Here is a 17,471-nt window from a genome sequence, read left to right on the forward strand (position 1 = left end):
CCGTGACAATGCCTGCAATGCGGTATCGCTGCAAGTTTTTGCGGCGCTGCCGTTTCGCAACCTTTCCCCTTTCCATTAAGGACGTCGTGCTCATGAAAGCCATTACCCTGCGCCAGCCCGCTGGCCTCGACAAACTTCACCTCGTTGATCTGCCCGACCCCGGCCAGCCGGGCGCCGGAGAAATCCGCGTGCGTGTGCATGCCAGCTCGCTGAACTTCCACGATCTGGGCGTGGTGACCGGCCGCATGCCCAGCGCCGACGGCCGCATCCCGATGTCCGACGGCGCCGGCGTGGTGGAGGCGATCGGCGAAGGCGTGGACGAGTTTGCCGTGGGCGATTCGGTTGTCTCGACGTTCTTCCCGACCTGGCTGGATGGCGGCCCGACCCTCGCCGATTTTGCGACCGTGCCCGGCGACGGTGTTGACGGCTACGCACGCGAATACGTCGTTCGCCCAGCGCATTGGTTTACGCACGCACCGCGCGGCTACAGCCACGCCGAAGCCGCAACGCTGACGACGGCGGGGCTCACCGCATGGCGCGCGCTAGTGGTCGATGCGGGCTTGAAGGCAGGCGATACCGTGCTGGTGCTCGGGACGGGCGGCGTGTCGATCTTTGCGCTGCAATTTGCCAAGAGCATGGGCGCCACTGTGATCGCAACCTCGTCTTCCGACGAGAAACTCGCGCGTGCGCAGGCGCTCGGTGCCGATTTCACGATCAACTACCGGCGCGATACCGACTGGGCGGCCAAGGTGCTCGAGTACACGAACGGCCGGGGCGTCGACAACGTGATCGAAGTGGGTGGGCCCGACACGCTGAGTCAGTCCATCCAGGCATGCCGCACCGGCGGCCATATCGCCCTGATCGGCGTGCTGACCGGTATTGCCGGCCCGGTGCCGACGGTCGAGCTGATGCGGCGCCACCAGACCCTGCAGGGTTTGATTGTCGGCAGCCGGAGCCACCAGCGCGACATGGTGCGCGCCATCGACGCAACCGGCATCAAGCCGGTGATCGATCAGACGTTTGCGCTGGAAGACATTGCCGATGCGTTTGCGCATCAGGCGGCGGGCAAGCACTTCGGCAAGCTCTGCCTGTCGATTTGAGTTGCCTGGGCGGCGCGAAACACCATCGGTTGCGGTGTTGCCGCCCTGTATCTGCCGGCCGATGCACCGGCGTGGGCGCCGCGCTTAAACCGTGAAGTATTCGGGCCGCAGTCGGCGCGTGATTTCCAGCACCGGCAGCACGTGGTCCAGATGCTCGCGCATGGCGCGCACAGCCCGCGTCGGGTCGTTGGACGCGAGAGCGTCGATCACCGCGCGATGCTCTGCCAGGACCTCGGTCATGCGACCCTCCAAGGGGAGGGTCAGCAGCCGATAACGGTCGATCTGCGTTTTGACTTCCAGGATGATCTGCCAGACACCGGGATAGCCCGACAACTCGGCCAGCGTGGCGTGAAACGCTTCGTCGGTGCGGAAGAAGCCGCGCCGGTTGCCCTCGCGCACGCATTGCGCCTGCCGCTCCAGCACGACGTTGAGCTTGTGGATGCCTTCGGGCGTCATGCGCTCGGCAGCCTTCTCGATGATGGCGACTTCCAGCGCGCTGCGCACCAGCATGGCTTCTTCCAGCGTATTGAGCGGAATGCGCGACACGAATGTCCCGACGCGCGCCTGGACGTCGATCAGCCCTTCCTCGGCCAAGCGCTGGACCGCCTCGTGCACGGGCGTGCGGCTGGTGCCGAATTCTTCTGCGAGGTCCTTCTCGACGATGCGCGTTCCGGGTAGCAACTCCATCTCGACAATCCGCTCGCGCAGACTGAGATACACGCGTCGAGAGGCGGTCATGGTGGCCTCGTCCTCAGGTGACGAGGGGAAAGGACGCGAAGTCATACAGCTCGCAACGAGTTCGGGTGGGAGTGGATGGGATTGCAACGGCGGTGCCTGGGATTGTCGATGCGGTCACAGGCCAAGGGCAGCGCGGGCATCATGATAGCGGCAAAGTCCGCGCGCTTGAACTGAGGCGAACCCGGCACAGCGTCGAAGCCGACACCGTGCCGGGCGCGTCAATCGGTCAGAACCGGTGAATCATGCCGACAGCCACCGCCAGCTGCGACCCCGTTGCCGAAGGTGCGCCGTTCTGGCCGTCGCCGATCGACGCCGTGGCATCGATGATGCTGCCCGTGGGCGAGATCGTCTTGCCCTTGGCTTTCTGATACGCCTCCAGAACGTACAGGCCCGTGCGCTTCGAGAGGCTGTAGTACTGCGACAGGTTGAACTGGTGATACGTCGCTGCATCGGCAATGCCGTTGGCCTTGGTGGCGCGCGTATACGAATATCCCGCAGCCAGGTCCAGCGTCGGCGTTGCCTTGTAGTGCAGCACTGCGCCGCCGGTATTGAAGATCGCCTGGCTGGCGAACTTGGAGTTCACGCCCGGGATGTACTGCACGTTGGTGTACGACACCGACACGTCCCATGCGGGCGAGAAGGTGTAAGAACCCAACACGGCAAAGCGCTGTTGCGCGGCCGCCAACTGGTAGCCCGCATTGATGGCGGACACGGCAGGTTCGCTGCCGCCGTTGGATAGCGATGAGTTCGCGCCCCATGCACCACCGCCCACCGTCGAGTTGTTCACGCGCATAAAACCCGCGCCCACGCCGACCGGGCCGTTGGCGTAGCGCGCGGCAAAGCTCCAGGTTGAGCCGTTGCCTGCGCTGCCCGGCGTTTCGCCCAAGCCGTATGAGCCGCTGAAAGTCACGCCGCCCAGCGTGGGTGACGTGTAAACCACGGAGTTGTTGACGCGGTAGTTGGTGTCGAGGGAGTCGATATCGCCTGGGTGCGCGCCGTAGAAGCCGGTCAGCCAGGTGATCGGGCTATATGGGGCGAGGATCGAAAAATACGCCGTGTACTGACGACCCAGCGTGACGGTGCCGAGGTCGCGGTTGGTCAGCCCCACGAAGGCCTGCCGGTTGAACATCAGCCCCGAGACCGATTGCGAGCCCGTGTCGCCGTTAAAGCCTTCTTCGAGCACGAACTGCGCGCTGTTGCCGCCGCCCAGGTCTTCGTTGCCCTTGAAGCCGAAGCGGCTGCCCGACCAGATGCCGCTGTTCTGCTTGACGACCGAATGGCCGTTCGAGGTGGAGCCGACCGAGGTCTGGTTGCTCTGATACCCGATCGACACGTCGATGTTGCCGTACAGCGTGACGCTGCTCTGTGCGTACGCCGATCCGGCGATGCCTCCTGTGAGTGCAATCGCTGCCGCGATGGCTACCTGGCTCTTCATGATGACTCCTTCCTTGATGTCGCAGCCATGGCTGCATGTTGGTTATTCGTTGAGGTGCCCTCAGTACACCGGGTGCCCGTTGATCACGCTCGGCAGCCAGGTCGAGAAGAACGGCATGTAGGTCACCACGTTGATGGCGGTGAAGATGGCGAGGTAGTACGGCCACGCGATCTTGGTGGTCTCGCCGATAGAGACCTCACCGATGGCGCAGCCGACAAACTGCACCGAGCCGATGGGCGGATGCACCAGGCCCAGCGAGCAGTTGAGCAGCAGCATGATCCCGAACTGCACCGGGCCGACGCCGCAGTGCATGGCCATCGGCAGGAACAGCGGCGTGGTGATCAGGATGTGCGCTGCCATGTCGACGAACGTGCCCAGGAACACCTGCAGGATGTTGATGTAGAGCAGCATCAGCCACGGTGCGGCGCTGGTCTGCGTGAGCATCTGCTCGATAGCGTCCGGGATCTCCAGGTAGGCCATCTGAAAGCGCAGCATGTTCGACACGGCAATCAGCAGCAGCACCACGCCGGTGGTTTTGGCGGCGTGGGCCAGAGCGCGGCGGAACTTGCTCCACGTCATGGAGCGATAGACCAGCACCGTGAGGCACAGCGAATAGGCGACCGCGATGGCGGCGGCTTCGGTGGCGGTGGCAATGCCCATGGCCACGCACACCAGGATCAGCGCAATCACCATCAGGCCCGGTACCGCACCCACAAAGGCGCGTGCGACGGCAAGCCAGCCGGGGAAGGGCGGCAGCTCGGTCGAGCCATCGGCGCGGCGCGGGAAGCCGTAGCGCTTGGCTTGCCAGTAGGCGGCGATCAGCACGAAGCCCATGACCCACAGCACCGGCAGCAGCCCGGAGAACAGCAGATCGCCAATCGACACGCCGCTCACCTGCTGGCCGTTGAGCGAACCCACGATGCCCTGCGCCGCAAAGGCGTAGATGATCATGTTGGTGGAGGTCGGCATGAGCGCGCCGGCCAGCGAGGCATGCGTGGTCACGTTGACGGCGTAGGCCGCGCTGTAACCTTCGCGCTTCATCAGCGGAATCACCACGCCGCCCATGGCTGACGTGTCTGCGGTGGGCGAGCCCGACACGCCGCCGAACAGCGTGCAGGCCACCACGTTGGCCATGCCCAGGCCGCCGCGGAAGTGCCCCACCAGCGATTGCGCGAAGCGCAGGATGCGGTCTGCAATGCCGCCGTGCAGCATCAGCTCGCCCGACAGAATGAAGAACGGCACGGCCAGGAACGAGAACGCGTTCATGCCGGAGATCATCGACTGCATGGCGGTGGCCGCCGGCAGACCTTCGTGCAGATACGTCAGCACGCATGACAGGCCGAGCGCGAACGAAACCGGTACGCCCAGCAGAAGAAACGCCAGAAAACTGACGGAGAGAATAGCGAGATCCATGGTGACTTAACTTGCGTCTTGCGCGAACAGCCCGATCAGGCGTTCGAGAGCGAATAGGGCGATGGCGACACTGGCCGCGATCGGAATCCAGTAGCGGACGGCTTCAGGCAGACCGAGGATGGGGATGCGGTCACCGAATGTGGTTTCGGCCATGTCGAAGCAGCCGATGAAGATCACAATCGCAAAGGCGATCAGACACAGCTTCTGCAGCACGTGCGCGGCGCGCTTGCCACCCGCGGGCAGGCGTTCAACAAAGGAATCGAGGCCGATATGGCCGCCTTCGCGCACCTTGAGCGCCGCCCCGAACATGGCGATGGCCACCACCATGAGCAGGGCGATGGGTTCAACAAAATCCGGCGCGTTGTTGAAGACGTAGCGCATGACCACGCCGTAGAAGACGAGCACGGTCAGCGTGGCCAGGCATGACGCCGCCACAAGCGTGAGCACAAGCGCAAACGCATCGTTGATGCGTTTGAGTAAAGACATCGATTGCATGCTGAACCTGGAGGGGAGCGCGGTATCGGAGGTGGGCAGGCGGGGGCCGGTGTAGGAACGTCGTCCATCGGCAGCCTGCCCGGCGCGGGGCCCGCGGGAAAGACGCAAGCCCTGCGCTTGAGCGGTGAGGCAGGCTTACTTGGTGGCGACGATCGCGTTGACGATGTCCTTCATCTGCGGCGTGGTTTCGTACTTCGTCCAGAGCGGCTGCATGGCCTTGACGAAGGCGGCGCGGTCGACCTGCGACGCCGGCACGATGGTGGCGTTGCCCTTGGTCACGGTGGCCGTGGCGGCCTGCTCGCGTGCGGTCCAGAGCTTCACGTAGTACGGCACCGAGTCTGCAGCGGCCTTGCGGATGGCGGCTTGCTCCTGCGGGGTGAGCGTGTCCCAGATCTTCTTGGAGAACACCAGCACTTCGGGCGTCATCGCATGCTGCGTTTCGGAGTAGATCTGCGCGACTTCAAAGTGCTTGGTTTCCTCATACGATGGGATGTTGTTTTCCGCGGCGTCCACCAGGCCCGTCTTCAGGCCGGTATAGACCTCGCTGAAGGGCATTGGTGTGGGCGTGCCTCCCATGGCCTTGATCTCGTCGACCATCAGATCCGACGGCTGCACGCGGATCTTCACGCCCTTCATGTCGGCCGGCGTGTGGATGGCCTTCTTGGCATAGATCGATCGCGCGCCGCTCTCATAGAACGTCAGCGCGACGAAACCCTTGGCGGAAAACGCATCCAGAATCTTCTGGCCGACCGGGCCGTACATCACCTTGCGGAAGTGCTCGATATCGCGGAACAGGAAGGGCAGCGAGGGGATGACCGACTCCGGGACGATCTCGTTGAAGGCTGCGCCGTTGGCACGCACCATGTCGATCGCGCCGATGCGCACCTGGTCGATGGTGTCTTTCTCCGATCCCAGCGCGCTGTTGCCGAAGACCTTGACAGAGTCCTTGCCGTCGGTGGCCTTCTTGATTTCGTCGCCCATGAACTTGACGGCCATGTTGGTCGGGTAGGTGTCGCCGTGCACGTCGGCCACACGGAAGGTGCGCGCCTGCGCTGCGCCGCTTGCAAAGGCGGCCAGCAGTGCGGCGAACAGCAGGGACGTACTTGCGATTGCGGGAGAACGTTTCATGATGGATGGGTGGGCAGCAGGATCGGAATAAAAAGGGCGCCGGCCGGTGGATCCAGCCGCGCGCGAAGGAGGCGGGTTGCTCAGCGGGCGTCGGTCACGGTGGTGTTGAAGGTCTGTCCACCGATCACGACGTTCTGCAGCGTGATGTCGTGCACGTTGTAGGCGTAGATCGGCCCCGGCGTGCTGGCGCTTGCCGGGCCCGCCGCCGTGGGCGTGCCGAAGTTGCAGTTCGAGATCGTCACGCCGGTGATTGGCGGGATGGCGGGCACAGGCAGCGGGCCGTTGTAGTCGAACGCCACGGGGCCCTGCGCAACGATGGCCTGGAAACACGAGCCCGTGAGGCCGCCCGTGGTGACGTTGCCGGCGGTCACGTTGGAGATGTTCACGTTCTGCACCAGGGCCGGCCGCGTGCGGATGGCGTCGGCAGCGGGCTGATAGTCGCAGTCGAAGGTGATGATCCCGCCTTGCGATGCCGACGGGTTTGCCGCGTTGGTCGTCACCACACCCAAGGGCACCGTGCCGTTGATCGGGCTGCCTGCGAGCATCTTGCTGCCGTAGCCGGCGCCCGTGAGATTGACGCCGTTGGGCAGGCTGACGTTGGTCACATAGAAGTTCTTCACGAACCCGCCACGGTTCATGTTCGTCTTGATGCGGATGGCGATGTTCAGGGAGTTCGTTGCCCAGAACTGATTGAGCATCGCCAGATTGCGCGCATAGATGTTCTGCACCCCGCCGCCCATCTCGCTACCCAGCGTGATGCCGCCGTGGCCGCTGTTCATCGTGCAGTTCTGGATGACGTGGTCTTGCGCCGGGCCGTAGCCGGTGTCGAGGTTCTTGCCCGACTTGATGGCGATGCAGTCGTCGCCCGTGTTGAACGTGACGTTTTCACACAGCACGTTGCTGCAGGCATCGGGGTCGAAGCCGTCGTTGTTGGGGCCGATGCTGTCGACCGTCACGCCACGGATGACCACGTTGGTGCAGTGCACCGGATGGTGCTGCCAGAACGGCGTGTTGATCGTGCGGTAGTTCTCCATCAGCACGTTGGTGCAGCCGATGAACTCCACCATGCAAGGGCGCAGGTAGTGCCCGAGCCCGAAGATGCGCTTCTCCACCGGAACGCCCGCTTCGGACAGCGCGGGCAGATAGTTCTGGTCTTGCTGCCACGGCGTCGCGGGATTGGTGAGCTGTGCGTACAGCGCGCTCGGGATGCCGGGCACAGCGGTCTGCAAGTCGACGTTGTTCGGGTTGCTGTAAGCCTGCGACGGCGTGCTCGAGCTTGCGCAACCATAGGCGCCGTTGGTGCCCTTGAAGGTCCACCAGCACGTGCTCGTGTTGCCTGTCCCGGCAAACGGCGTCATGGCCTGGCCGTTGAGCACCGAGGTCGCCCCTTCGCCCGTCAATGCGATGTTGCTGGCGTTGCGTGCGTAGATGGGTGAGCCGTAATTCAGGCAATCGTCGGCTTGCCAGCGGCTGTAGTACAGCTTGCCGTTGGCGCCGCAATCGATCGGGCCATCCTTGGCGTAATCGGCCGGATTGGCGCTGAAGTAGATCGTGCAGTTGGCGCTGAGGTGAAAGTTGACGTTGCTTTGCAGGACGATTGGCCCGGCGCAATACCATGTGCCCGAAGGCACTACTACGCGCCCGCCACCTGCTGCGCTGCAAGCTGCAATGGCTGCCAGAAACGCGGGGCGCGAATCGAATGCACCGGGTGCCTGCGTTGCGCCAGCGCCTGAGCTGACGGGCGACTTGGTCGGATCGGTGTAGGGGCTCGTCTGTGCGGCAACGCTGCAGGGCTGAGCGCCATACGCCTCGACCTGGAAATCCACGGCCGGGAATGCGCTCTGTGCCACGCCCTTCAGCGAAGAAATGATGGTGGTGGCCAGCCCGTTCGGACCCCAGATCGGATCTGCCTGCACGGGGGCCGTGGGCGTGGTGGCAACCGGTGTTGCTGCGTCGTCGGACCCACCGCCACAGGCGCTCACCATCGCCCCGCCCACGACGGCGCCTCCGTAACTCAGAAAGGCGCGTCGGGACGGATTGTGCGGGGCGCGGGCACTAGATGCCTGCCGCAGCCGATTACGGAAGGGCGCTGTCATTGGGTCTCCTCGTCAGGGTTTTCTTTGACATGTCGCCCTTGCAGCAGGCTGCTGACCGGTGCACGTCTTTTGATATATCAAAATTTATGGATTGATATATTAGGGGTCAAGGGCGGGTTTTCCCGGTCCCCACCCGCGGGGGTACGGAGGACGGCGGCAGCTATGTCCCTGTTCCGCGAAGCGTCCTGTCGGGCTGGTGTCGCCGCCGGCACGTGGATGAGGCAGCGAACGAGCGCCCGTTTGTCGTACGCCGCAGATGCTGTTGTGAGCCGGCGCAGCGCATGGCGGCGCGGCATCGGGCCGTTCCACACGGCCTTCAGATAGGCGCCGTGTTCCTATGCACGGAATTGTGATTCGATCCAATTGCGATTGAATCTGCATGACTTAAAGAAACGCCCCTGTCACACAGCATTCCTACCATGCGGATGCCAATCGATGTGACCGATTCACTTCATGAATCGCAGGCAATAAAAAGAGCATCGAACGCATTCGCTATCTGAGCTTTTTTGAGAGTGTTTTGTCTCGGAAGCTCAGTGCGGTTGACCTGTGTCGATGAGAACTGCCGCTTTTCAGGCATGACGTTCATTTCCCTTCGCGCGTTGGACCAGCCCCTGCGAATTGCGACGGCAATCGCTTTGCCTTCTGGGTAGCCCAAAACGTAACGGAGAGAACCATGTCAATGAAAAGTCGGGCCGATCAACAGCCGGTGACGCTGGACGATCTGGCGGCTGTTCCTGAATTGAAGCGCCGGCAGTTGCTGCGCATGATGCTTGCCTCGACCGCGGTCGGCCTGTCGGGTGCGCTGAGCGGGTGCGGTGGTGGCGATGCGTCGGACGCGTCGACGGGTTCCACCTCAACGGGTACGGGCACGTCCCCCGGCGCGGGCAATCCGGGCACCGGTACGCCTGCGCCAAAAATGGTGTCGTCATTTACGCTGGCGGCCTTGCCGGATACGCAGTTCTATCCGCGCTATGCATCGGCAAAAATGGGCGAGTTGTATCAAAAGAATTATCCGACCATCAATCCGCAATTCGATAATCCATTCAAATCGCAAACGCAATGGATTGCCCAGAATGCAAAAGCGCTGAAACTGGCCTTTACCACCCATCTTGGCGATATTGTCGATCAGTCCTGGTATTACACCTCTGAGGGTTCGGCACCGTGGAGCGCGAATACTGATCTGCTGAGTAACAGCCAGCTCAGCAACGGCACCGTGACCAAAGAGTGGGAACTGGCGAGCCAGGCAATGCAGGTGCTGGAAAAGGCCAACTGCAACTATTCGATTTGCGCGGGCAACCACGATATCGGCGCCATCGGCTCGTCGATGCAATGGGGGCCGGACTGGGGCGTGGGCGTTTCCGGTTTCGACAACACCGACGGATACCAGGACGGCGGCAACCACCGGCAAGGTCTTCTGGAGCCGTATCTGAAAGTGTTCCCGACCGCGCGTGCCCAGCAGCAGTCAACCTTCGGCGGCCGCCACGGTTCGGGCTTTCACGAGTACCACGTCTTCCAGGCGGAGGGAAACCAGTTTCTGGTGCTGTCGATGTCGTGGCGCGCTTCGGACGATGCGATTGCCTGGGCCAACTCGGTCATCGCAAAGAACCCCGGCATTCCGGTCATCCTGATTTGCCACCAGCTCGCGGGCATTGGTTCCGATGGAGTGACGGCAACCGATACGGCCTATTCGAGCTACCTGTGGGACAAGCTGATCAAGAATAACGACCAGATTTTCATGGCCGTGTCGGGTCACTATCACGGCGCCTGCAAGATGACGAAAAAGAACGCCGCCGGCAACGACGTCATCTTCATGGTCGTCGATTATCAGATGGCCTATATGGGCGGCAACGGCCTGATGCGCCTGTTCGAATTCGATCTGACGAACAACAGGATCGTCGCCAGTTCGTTCTCGCCGTGGGTGCCGGTCAAGCCGGAAGCGAGCCTGACCCCGTTCGATTCGGCGTGGCTGACGGCGGATAACCAGAACTTCTCGATCGACATCGATTTTGCCAAGCGCTTTGCCGGCTTCAATCCCGGCTTCAAGGCCGCGGCGGGCTCGGTGTCGGGCAGCCTGACCGACGTCGCCAAGGGCCTGATCCTGGCGAACTATCACAACCCGCCGCAGGTTGCGGGCAAGCCGGCGTCGGGCCCGAACGACTACCCCGTGGTGCCCAACACGCTGGCGCACTGGCGGTTCTACAACACGGCTGCGGCGGAGGGCCAGGCACTGTCTCCGTATCAGCCGGGCTTCCAGATCAAGGATGCCTCCGTGCCGGGCGATACCACGGCCGGCGCGAACCCCATTTCGCTCAACACGTGGATGGGCGGGCAACCCGGCGATCTGGTCTGGTCGAAAGACCATCACCCGCTGTCGTCGGCCCCCGGCAGCCTGCAGTTCAAGAACGCCAACCAGACGAGGTCTTCGTACTTCACGACCGACACGACTTCGCCGTTGAATGTGCAAACGTTTGCCAGCGGCTACACGATCGAGGCGTTCCTGAAGATCGATTCGGCCTGGACCGCGCAGAACAACGCGTGGATGGGCATCCTGTATCGACTCGGTGCGCGCAGCGCGGCCACCGGCGTGTCGTGGCCGGGCGATGTCGACCAGGGCGACACGATGGCGATGTTCGCCTTTTCCAACTTGATGGAGTTCCAGTGGGAGGTCATCCCGACCGACAACACCGAGAACCTGGCGTGCTGGTCCGGCGGTGTCTCGGCAGGGCAGTGGCTGCACGTTGCCATCGTCAACGACGGAAAGGGCAGCACGACGATGTACGTGGAAGGCGCGCCCATCCTGCGCAACAACAGCGGGATGGACGGCATCCGCTACGTGGCGAGCAACCAGCAGATGGCCATCGGCTGCGCGCAATACGGCGGCAGCATGGGCAACGGCTTCTTCGGCAGCCTTGGCGAGATGCGGATTGTCGGTGCGCCGCTGCCGCCCAGCCAATGGCTGACGGCACGCGCTTCATAAGGTAAGGGCGCTCCCGCCGTTGCAATGCGGCGGGAGCGCGGCCGGAACGCGTCGATGTGGCAGGTGTGCAGGCGGCCTGGGCACCGAAATGGCGACTCAATTCCGACTCATGCCTCCTCAAAAAGCGCGTTTTACGCTTCATTTCATTGACGATGTTGGCGGCACAGCGTTTCATGTCAGCAAAGCAGCTCTTGCATGGAGACGCACGTGCCACCCGAAGACAACGCGGCGCCGATGTACCGAAGCGGAACCGCCGCCCGCATGGCCAAGATGCCTGTATCCACCCTGCGTGTGTGGGAGCAGCGCTATGGCGTGATTTCTCCGGCCAAATCGGAGTCCGGCCAACGGCTGTATTCGAGCGAAGACGTCCGGCGCCTCGCGCTGCTGCGGGCACTCGTCAACCAGGGCCACGCAATTGGTGCGATTGCGCATGCGGACAGCACCGAACTCCAGCAGTTGCTGGAAGCGTCCGTGACCGTAGAGGCGCCCGCGCCGGCGCCATCCACCGCGGCCATTTCGCTGGCCGTCTGCGGCGCATTGCTGGCGGAGCGCGTCCGGCGCAGAAAGAGCACGCTTGCGTCGCTGGGCATCGAGCCCGTCATCGAACTGCCCGCGCTCGACGGCGAGGCGCACGTCGAACCGCCGCCGCGCACCGACGCGCTGGTCGTGGAAGCCGCCTCCCTGCATCCGGAAACGGCGGAAGCCGTGTTGGCCGCGGCACGCCGTTGCGGGGCCAGCGCCGTCGGCGTGATCTACAGTTTTGGCACGGTGCGCGCCACCGATATGCTGCGCGCAGCCGGCGTGCGGCTGTATCGCGAGCCCAACGCCCAGGGCGAACTCGACCAGGTTCTGCAGGAGTTGGCGCAGCTCGTACGCGTGGATGCCGTGTACGGAAAGCTCGAGCCGTTGCGGCGCAATGCGCGCAGGTTCACGGACCGCCAGCTGGAGATCTTCGCCAACGCCTCGCAGACGCTCGCCTGCGAATGCCCACGGCATCTTGTCGGGCTGATCCGCCAGCTCGACGCATTCGAGCGGTTCAGCGATGGCTGCGCGGTGCGGTCGTCGCTCGATGAACAACTTCACCGCTATCTCGGTGATGTCGCCAACCGCGCCCGTTTGATGCTCGAAGACGCGATGGAATTCGCCATTCGGGCTGAGACGCTGCATCCACCTGCGGGTTAGCTGCGTATAGGTGGATATGCGTCCCATCCACCTCGCGCGGCAGCTTGCCTGAGGCGGCATGGGCGGTGAAAGCACCGCCGACTTTTCGGAGGCAACTTCAATGAAACTGACTTTGGATCCGCCCGGGTTTGCCGGAGCGGTTGGCAGCGTGCCGCTTTCTGTCCGGATTCGGGAACGGCTGATGAGTGCCGGCCACCGTTTTCACGCCAACGACAACATCGCCGCCTACCTGCGCGAGGGTGAACTGGATCTGCTCCAGGCAGAGGTGGAGGAGCGCCTGCAGGCGGTGCTGCGCGCGCTCGTCATCGATGTGGAGCAAGACCACAACAGCCGGGAAACCGCGCGCCGCGTCGCCAAGATGTTTGTGCGCGAGGTGTTTGCCGGCCGCTACGTCGAAGCCCCCGAAGTGACGGCGTTTCCGAACGCGGAGCGGCTCAACGAGCTGATGGTGGTCGGGCCGTTGCGGGTGCGCAGCGCCTGCTCGCACCACCTGTGTCCGGTGATGGGGCGCGCGTGGGTCGGCGTCATGCCGCGCCAGGACTCCCAGTTGATCGGGCTGTCCAAGTACGCCCGGCTGATCGACTGGGTCATGAGCCGTCCGCAGATCCAGGAAGAAGCCATCAAGCAGATCGCCGATTTGCTGGAAGACCGCATGGCGCCCGACGGCCTGGCCGTTGTGCTGGAGGCCGAGCACTACTGCATGCACTGGCGCGGCACGAAAGACGACGAGTCGCGCATGGTGAGCAGCGTGATGCGCGGCGTGTTCCTGACCGATCCCAGCCTGCGGCGCGAGTTTCTTGCGCTGCTGCCCGGCCGCCACGGCGGATGAGCGCCCAGCCAATCCAAGAGGCATCGCCTTGAACATTCTTCAGTTTCCTGCAAAGCGCATTGCCGTGGTCGGCTCCGGCATCTCGGGGCTGGCGGCGGCGCATTTTCTTGCGAAGCGGCACGCCGTGACGCTGTTCGAGGCCGCGCCACGGCTTGGCGGGCACACCAATACGGTCGACATTGAGGAGGGCGGGCAGGTCTTTGGCGTCGATACCGGTTTTCTCGTGTTCAATGCCCGCACGTATCCGAACCTGATTGCGTTGTTCGACGAACTTGGCGTAGCGCATTGCGAGAGCGACATGTCGTTCAGCGTATCCGTCGACGGCGGGGCGCTGGAATGGGCCGGCACCAGCCTCAGCACGGTCTTTGCGCAGCCGCGCAATCTGGTGTCGGCGCGCTTCCTGTCGATGCTGAGCGACATCCTGCGCTTCAACCGGCAGGCGCACGCCAACCTGGCCGTGGCGCGCAACGAGCGCCACAGCCTCGGCACGCTGCTGGCAGCCGGCCGCTATGGCGAGCCGTTCTGCGCGCACTATCTGCTGCCGATGGCAGCCGCCATCTGGTCGACGCCGAGCCGCGAGATCCTGGCGTTTCCGGCCGAAACATTCCTTCGATTCTGTCTGAACCACGGCTTGCTGCAGGTCTTCAACCGGCCGCGCTGGCGGACCGTCAAAGGCGGCGCGCGCAGCTATGTGCAGGCGATTGCCGGCCGGCTGGCCGATGTGCGTGTCGCCACGCCGGTGCGCGGCATCCGCCGGGCAGAGGCCCATGTCGATATCCGCACGGATGCGGGAAGCGAGCGATACGACGCCGTGGTGCTCGCGACGCATGCACCGCAGACGCTGCAGCTGCTCGACGATGCCACCGACGACGAGCGCGCCGTGCTGGGCGCTTTCCGGTATCAGCCCAACACCGCATTCCTGCATCGGGATACCCGCCTGTTGCCGCGTCGGCGGCGCGTGTGGTCGGCATGGAACTATCTCGATGCACCCCACGCCGGTGCAACGGCGGGCGCGCCGTGCGTCAGCTACCTGCTGAACCAGCTGCAACCATTGCCGGTGTCGACGCCCGTGGTGGTCACGCTCAATCCATCTGCGCCGCCCGCGCCCGAGCTTGAGTATCGGCGCTTCGAATACGAGCATCCGGTGTTCGACCAACCGGCCATCGACGCGCAGGCCCGCCTGCCGGCATTGCAGGGCCGCAGCCGCACCTGGTTTGCGGGCGCCTGGACGGGCTACGGATTCCACGAAGACGGCCTGAAGTCCGCGTTGCGCGTCGTGGCGGATTTCGGCTGCGCTCCGGCCTGGGCACAGGTGGCGCCATGAACGGCGACGCACAGCTTCTCGTCGGCCAGGTCATGCACCGCCGCCTGCGGCCGGTGGCCAATCGCTTCGTCTATCCGGTGTTTGCCGTGCGCGTGAAACTCTCCGCGCTGGGTCGCCTGACCGGAGCGTGGTTCGGCGTCGACTGCCTCCGCCCGCTGTCCTTGCGTGTGCGTGACTACGGCCCGCGCGACGGCTCGGACCTGCTCACGTGGATACGTGGCGTGCTGAGCAGCGCGGGTTTGCCTGCCGATGGCGAGGTCTGGCTGCAGACCTTCCCGCGCATTGCCGGCTGGATGTTCAACCCCGTCTCGTTCTGGTATTGCCACGACGCGGCCGGCACGCTGCGCGCGGTCTTGGCCGAGGTCAACAACACCTTTGGGCAGCACCATCGATACCTGCTGTGCGCGCACGACGGCGGGGCCATCGACGCGCACACCGTGCTGACGTGCCGCAAGCAGCTGCATGTCTCGCCGTTCTGCCGGGTCGAGGGCGGTTATCGGTTCCGCTTTGCCGAGGGCGCTGCAACGGCGCTGGTACGCATCGACTATCACGACCGAGACGGCGCCTTGCTGCAGACCGCCGTCGGCGGCCGGTTGCAGCCGTTCGATGCCGCCCACCTGCGACGCGCGCTGCTGCGCCAGCCTTTGCTTGCACTGCAGGTCATCGGCCGCATCCATTGGCAGGCCCTGCGCCTGTGGTTCAAGGGCGTGCCGTTTTTTGGCCGCGTCCCGCACGACAGATCTTCTCCGGAGAACTCCCGATGACAGCCTCGCGCTCCCTTGCCTGGGTGCCGCCCCATGTTCCTGCTGCCGGCCGGCTGTTTTTAGCGCTGGCCGGGCGGCTGCGGCACGGCGTCCTTCACCTCGTCACGCCCGATGGAGAGGTGCAGATCGGCGATGCCCCGTCGCCGCTCGTGGCAGATCTGCGCATCACCGACTGGCGCGCTTGCGGACGCATCCTGCGCAGCGGCGACGTCGGCTTTGCCGAGGCGTATCGCGACGGATGGATCGACTCGGGCAACCTCACCAACCTGCTGCGGCTGGCCATCGTCAACGCGGCCACGCTGGACCAGGCGATCTTCGGGAATGCGCTGGCGCGCTCCGTCCTGCGCCTGCGCCACCTGCTGCGCCGGAACAGCCGCCGCGGCAGCCGTCGCAACATCCATCTGCATTACGACCTGGGTAACGATTTCTATCGCCTCTGGCTGGACGAAGGCATGGCGTATTCGTCGGCCTGGTTCAACGGCAATCTGCGGCATGGCCTTGCTGAAGCGCAAGCCGCCAAGTACCGGCGCGTGTGCGACCTGCTGCGGGTGGAGCCCGGCATGGATGTGCTGGAAATCGGCTGCGGATGGGGCGGCCTGATGGAGATGGCCTGCGCACGCGGGGCACACGTGCACGGCATCACGCTCTCGGAAGAACAGCGCCGCTATACGGCCGAGCGCCTGGCCGACGAGCCCCGGGCCCGCGTTGAGCTGCGTGACTATCGGGACCTGGACGGGGCGTACGACGCCATCGCGTCCATCGAGATGTTCGAGGCCGTGGGCGAGGCGTACTGGTCGAGCTACTTCCGGACGCTGGTGCGCTGCCTGCGGCATGGCGGCCGCGCGCTGGTGCAGAGCATCACCATCGACGAAGCGCATTTCGATCGCTACCGCGCCGGCACCGATTTCATCCAGCAGTTCATCTTCCCGGGCGGCATGTTGCCCAGTCGCGAGCGCTTTATCCGGCTGGCGGAGCAACACGGCTTACGTGTGGTCGACCGCCTCGACTTCGGCCGCGACTACGCAGAGACACTGCGCCGCTGGAGCCAGCGTTTCGAAGCCCGCCTGGAGGCCGTGCGCGCGCTCGGCTTCGACGAGCCCTTCATCCGCATCTGGCGGCTGTACTTCGCTTACTGCGAGGCCGGCTTTGACGAGGGCCGGATCGGCGTGTCGCAGTTTCTGCTGCAGCGGGGGTGACGATGTCGGCGATCGGCGTTGCACTGGTTGCGCTGGTGTTCCTGGTGGCGGTGTTCAGTGCCGTGTGGGCATGGCAGCTGAGCACCAGGAACGCCGGCATGGTCGATCCCGTCTGGGCGTTCTCGCTGGGCGTGGTGGCGTTGCTCTACGCGGGGCTGAGCACCGGTTCGTTGCCGGCGCGCTTGCTCGTCGGGGCCGGCGGAGCGGTGTGGGGTGCGCGCCTTGGGTGGCACCTGTGGCGTCGCAACGCCGGCAAGCCGGAAGACGCGCGCTACCGCAAGTTGCGTGAGGAGTGGGGGCCGGCCGCATCGCGAAACATGTTTGGGTTCTTCCAGTTGCAGGCGGCGGTGTCGATGTTCCTGTCGATCGCGTTTGCCGTCCCGAGCTACCGGCCGGATTCCCCCAGCGCTTTCGCCATGGCGGTTGCGGTGGCGCTGTGGCTGATTGCGGTGGCGGGCGAGGCCGTGGCAGACGGGCAATTGCGCCGCTTTGCAGCCGACCCGGCCAACCGGGGCAAGACGTGCCGGGTGGGGCTGTGGCGCTATTCGCGGCATCCCAACTATTTCTTTGAGTGCGTGCACTGGCTGGCCTATGTGCCCCTGGCGATCGGGTCACCCTGGGCATGGCTCACGCTGTTGCCGCCCGTGGCCATGGCGTGGCTGCTCGTCAAAGTCTCGGGCGTTCCGATGCTTGAGGCCCATATGCACGCCACGCGCGATGACTATGCCGAATACGCCCGCACGACGAGCGTACTGATCCCCTGGCCGCCGCGCCACTGATACCAGACGTACAGA

14 protein-coding genes are annotated in these 17,471 nt (G+C 64.4%); 8 read left to right on the forward strand and 6 right to left on the reverse strand.

The features are described 5' to 3' along the window. Window positions 1-92 precede the first annotated feature (92 nt). Entirely contained in the window at window positions 93-1,100 is a 1,008-nt protein-coding gene (locus N511_RS0115065) for a zinc-dependent alcohol dehydrogenase family protein (RefSeq protein ID WP_027680071.1), read from the forward strand. A gap of 84 nt (window positions 1,101-1,184) precedes the next feature. Here N511_RS0115065 and N511_RS0115070 read toward each other — a convergent pair whose 3' ends face one another. The 6 genes from N511_RS0115070 to N511_RS0115095 form a co-directional block, all read right to left on the reverse strand. Next, on the reverse strand, window positions 1,185-1,838 hold the full coding sequence (locus N511_RS0115070) for a GntR family transcriptional regulator (protein WP_027680072.1): 654 nt from the start codon (window positions 1,836-1,838) through the stop codon (window positions 1,185-1,187). A 226-nt stretch (window positions 1,839-2,064) separates the two neighbouring features. Then, a complete protein-coding gene (locus tag N511_RS0115075) occupies window positions 2,065-3,273 on the reverse strand; it encodes a porin (protein WP_027680073.1) in 1,209 nt (402 codons plus the stop codon). Between the two features lie 60 nt (window positions 3,274-3,333). Then, entirely contained in the window at window positions 3,334-4,686 is a 1,353-nt protein-coding gene (locus N511_RS0115080; RefSeq protein WP_027680074.1) for a TRAP transporter large permease, read from the reverse strand. A gap of 6 nt (window positions 4,687-4,692) precedes the next feature. Next, on the reverse strand, window positions 4,693-5,181 hold the full coding sequence (locus tag N511_RS0115085; RefSeq protein WP_037026703.1) for a TRAP transporter small permease: 489 nt from the start codon (window positions 5,179-5,181) through the stop codon (window positions 4,693-4,695). Between the two features lie 135 nt (window positions 5,182-5,316). Continuing rightward, complete coding sequence (locus tag N511_RS0115090) at window positions 5,317-6,309, reverse strand: TRAP transporter substrate-binding protein (protein ID WP_027680076.1); 993 nt, start codon at window positions 6,307-6,309, stop codon at window positions 5,317-5,319. A gap of 80 nt (window positions 6,310-6,389) precedes the next feature. Then, the gene (locus tag N511_RS0115095; protein WP_027680077.1) at window positions 6,390-8,405 is read right to left on the reverse strand and encodes a glycoside hydrolase family 28 protein; all 2,016 of its coding nucleotides are present in this window, start codon (window positions 8,403-8,405) and stop codon (window positions 6,390-6,392) included. A gap of 673 nt (window positions 8,406-9,078) precedes the next feature. Between N511_RS0115095 and N511_RS0115100 the strand changes: the two genes are divergently transcribed. From N511_RS0115100 to N511_RS0115130, 7 genes are all read left to right on the forward strand, one after another. Continuing rightward, a complete protein-coding gene (locus tag N511_RS0115100) occupies window positions 9,079-11,382 on the forward strand; it encodes a LamG-like jellyroll fold domain-containing protein (RefSeq protein WP_027680078.1) in 2,304 nt (767 codons plus the stop codon). Window positions 11,383-11,577: 195 nt separating this feature from the next. Beyond that, a complete protein-coding gene (locus N511_RS0115105; protein ID WP_027680079.1) occupies window positions 11,578-12,564 on the forward strand; it encodes a MerR family transcriptional regulator in 987 nt (328 codons plus the stop codon). A 100-nt stretch (window positions 12,565-12,664) separates the two neighbouring features. After that, complete coding sequence (gene folE, locus N511_RS0115110; RefSeq protein ID WP_027680080.1) at window positions 12,665-13,393, forward strand: GTP cyclohydrolase I; 729 nt, start codon at window positions 12,665-12,667, stop codon at window positions 13,391-13,393. A gap of 28 nt (window positions 13,394-13,421) precedes the next feature. Next, window positions 13,422-14,717, forward strand: a complete 1,296-nt coding sequence (locus N511_RS0115115; RefSeq protein ID WP_027680081.1) for an NAD(P)/FAD-dependent oxidoreductase — start codon at window positions 13,422-13,424, stop codon at window positions 14,715-14,717. Then, window positions 14,714-15,481: a DUF1365 domain-containing protein gene (locus tag N511_RS0115120; protein ID WP_027680082.1), complete on the forward strand. Its 768-nt coding sequence runs from the start codon at window positions 14,714-14,716 to the stop codon at window positions 15,479-15,481. The genes N511_RS0115115 and N511_RS0115120 overlap by 4 nt, the downstream gene beginning before the upstream one ends. After that, window positions 15,478-16,677: an SAM-dependent methyltransferase gene (locus tag N511_RS0115125; protein ID WP_027680083.1), complete on the forward strand. Its 1,200-nt coding sequence runs from the start codon at window positions 15,478-15,480 to the stop codon at window positions 16,675-16,677. The genes N511_RS0115120 and N511_RS0115125 overlap by 4 nt, the downstream gene beginning before the upstream one ends. A gap of 2 nt (window positions 16,678-16,679) precedes the next feature. After that, the gene (locus N511_RS0115130; RefSeq protein ID WP_027680084.1) at window positions 16,680-17,456 is read left to right on the forward strand and encodes a DUF1295 domain-containing protein; all 777 of its coding nucleotides are present in this window, start codon (window positions 16,680-16,682) and stop codon (window positions 17,454-17,456) included. The last annotated feature ends 15 nt before the right edge of the window (window positions 17,457-17,471 follow it).

The sequence above is a fragment of the Ralstonia sp. UNC404CL21Col genome, from assembly GCF_000620465.1.
Lineage (GTDB): Bacteria > Pseudomonadota > Gammaproteobacteria > Burkholderiales > Burkholderiaceae > Ralstonia > Ralstonia flatus.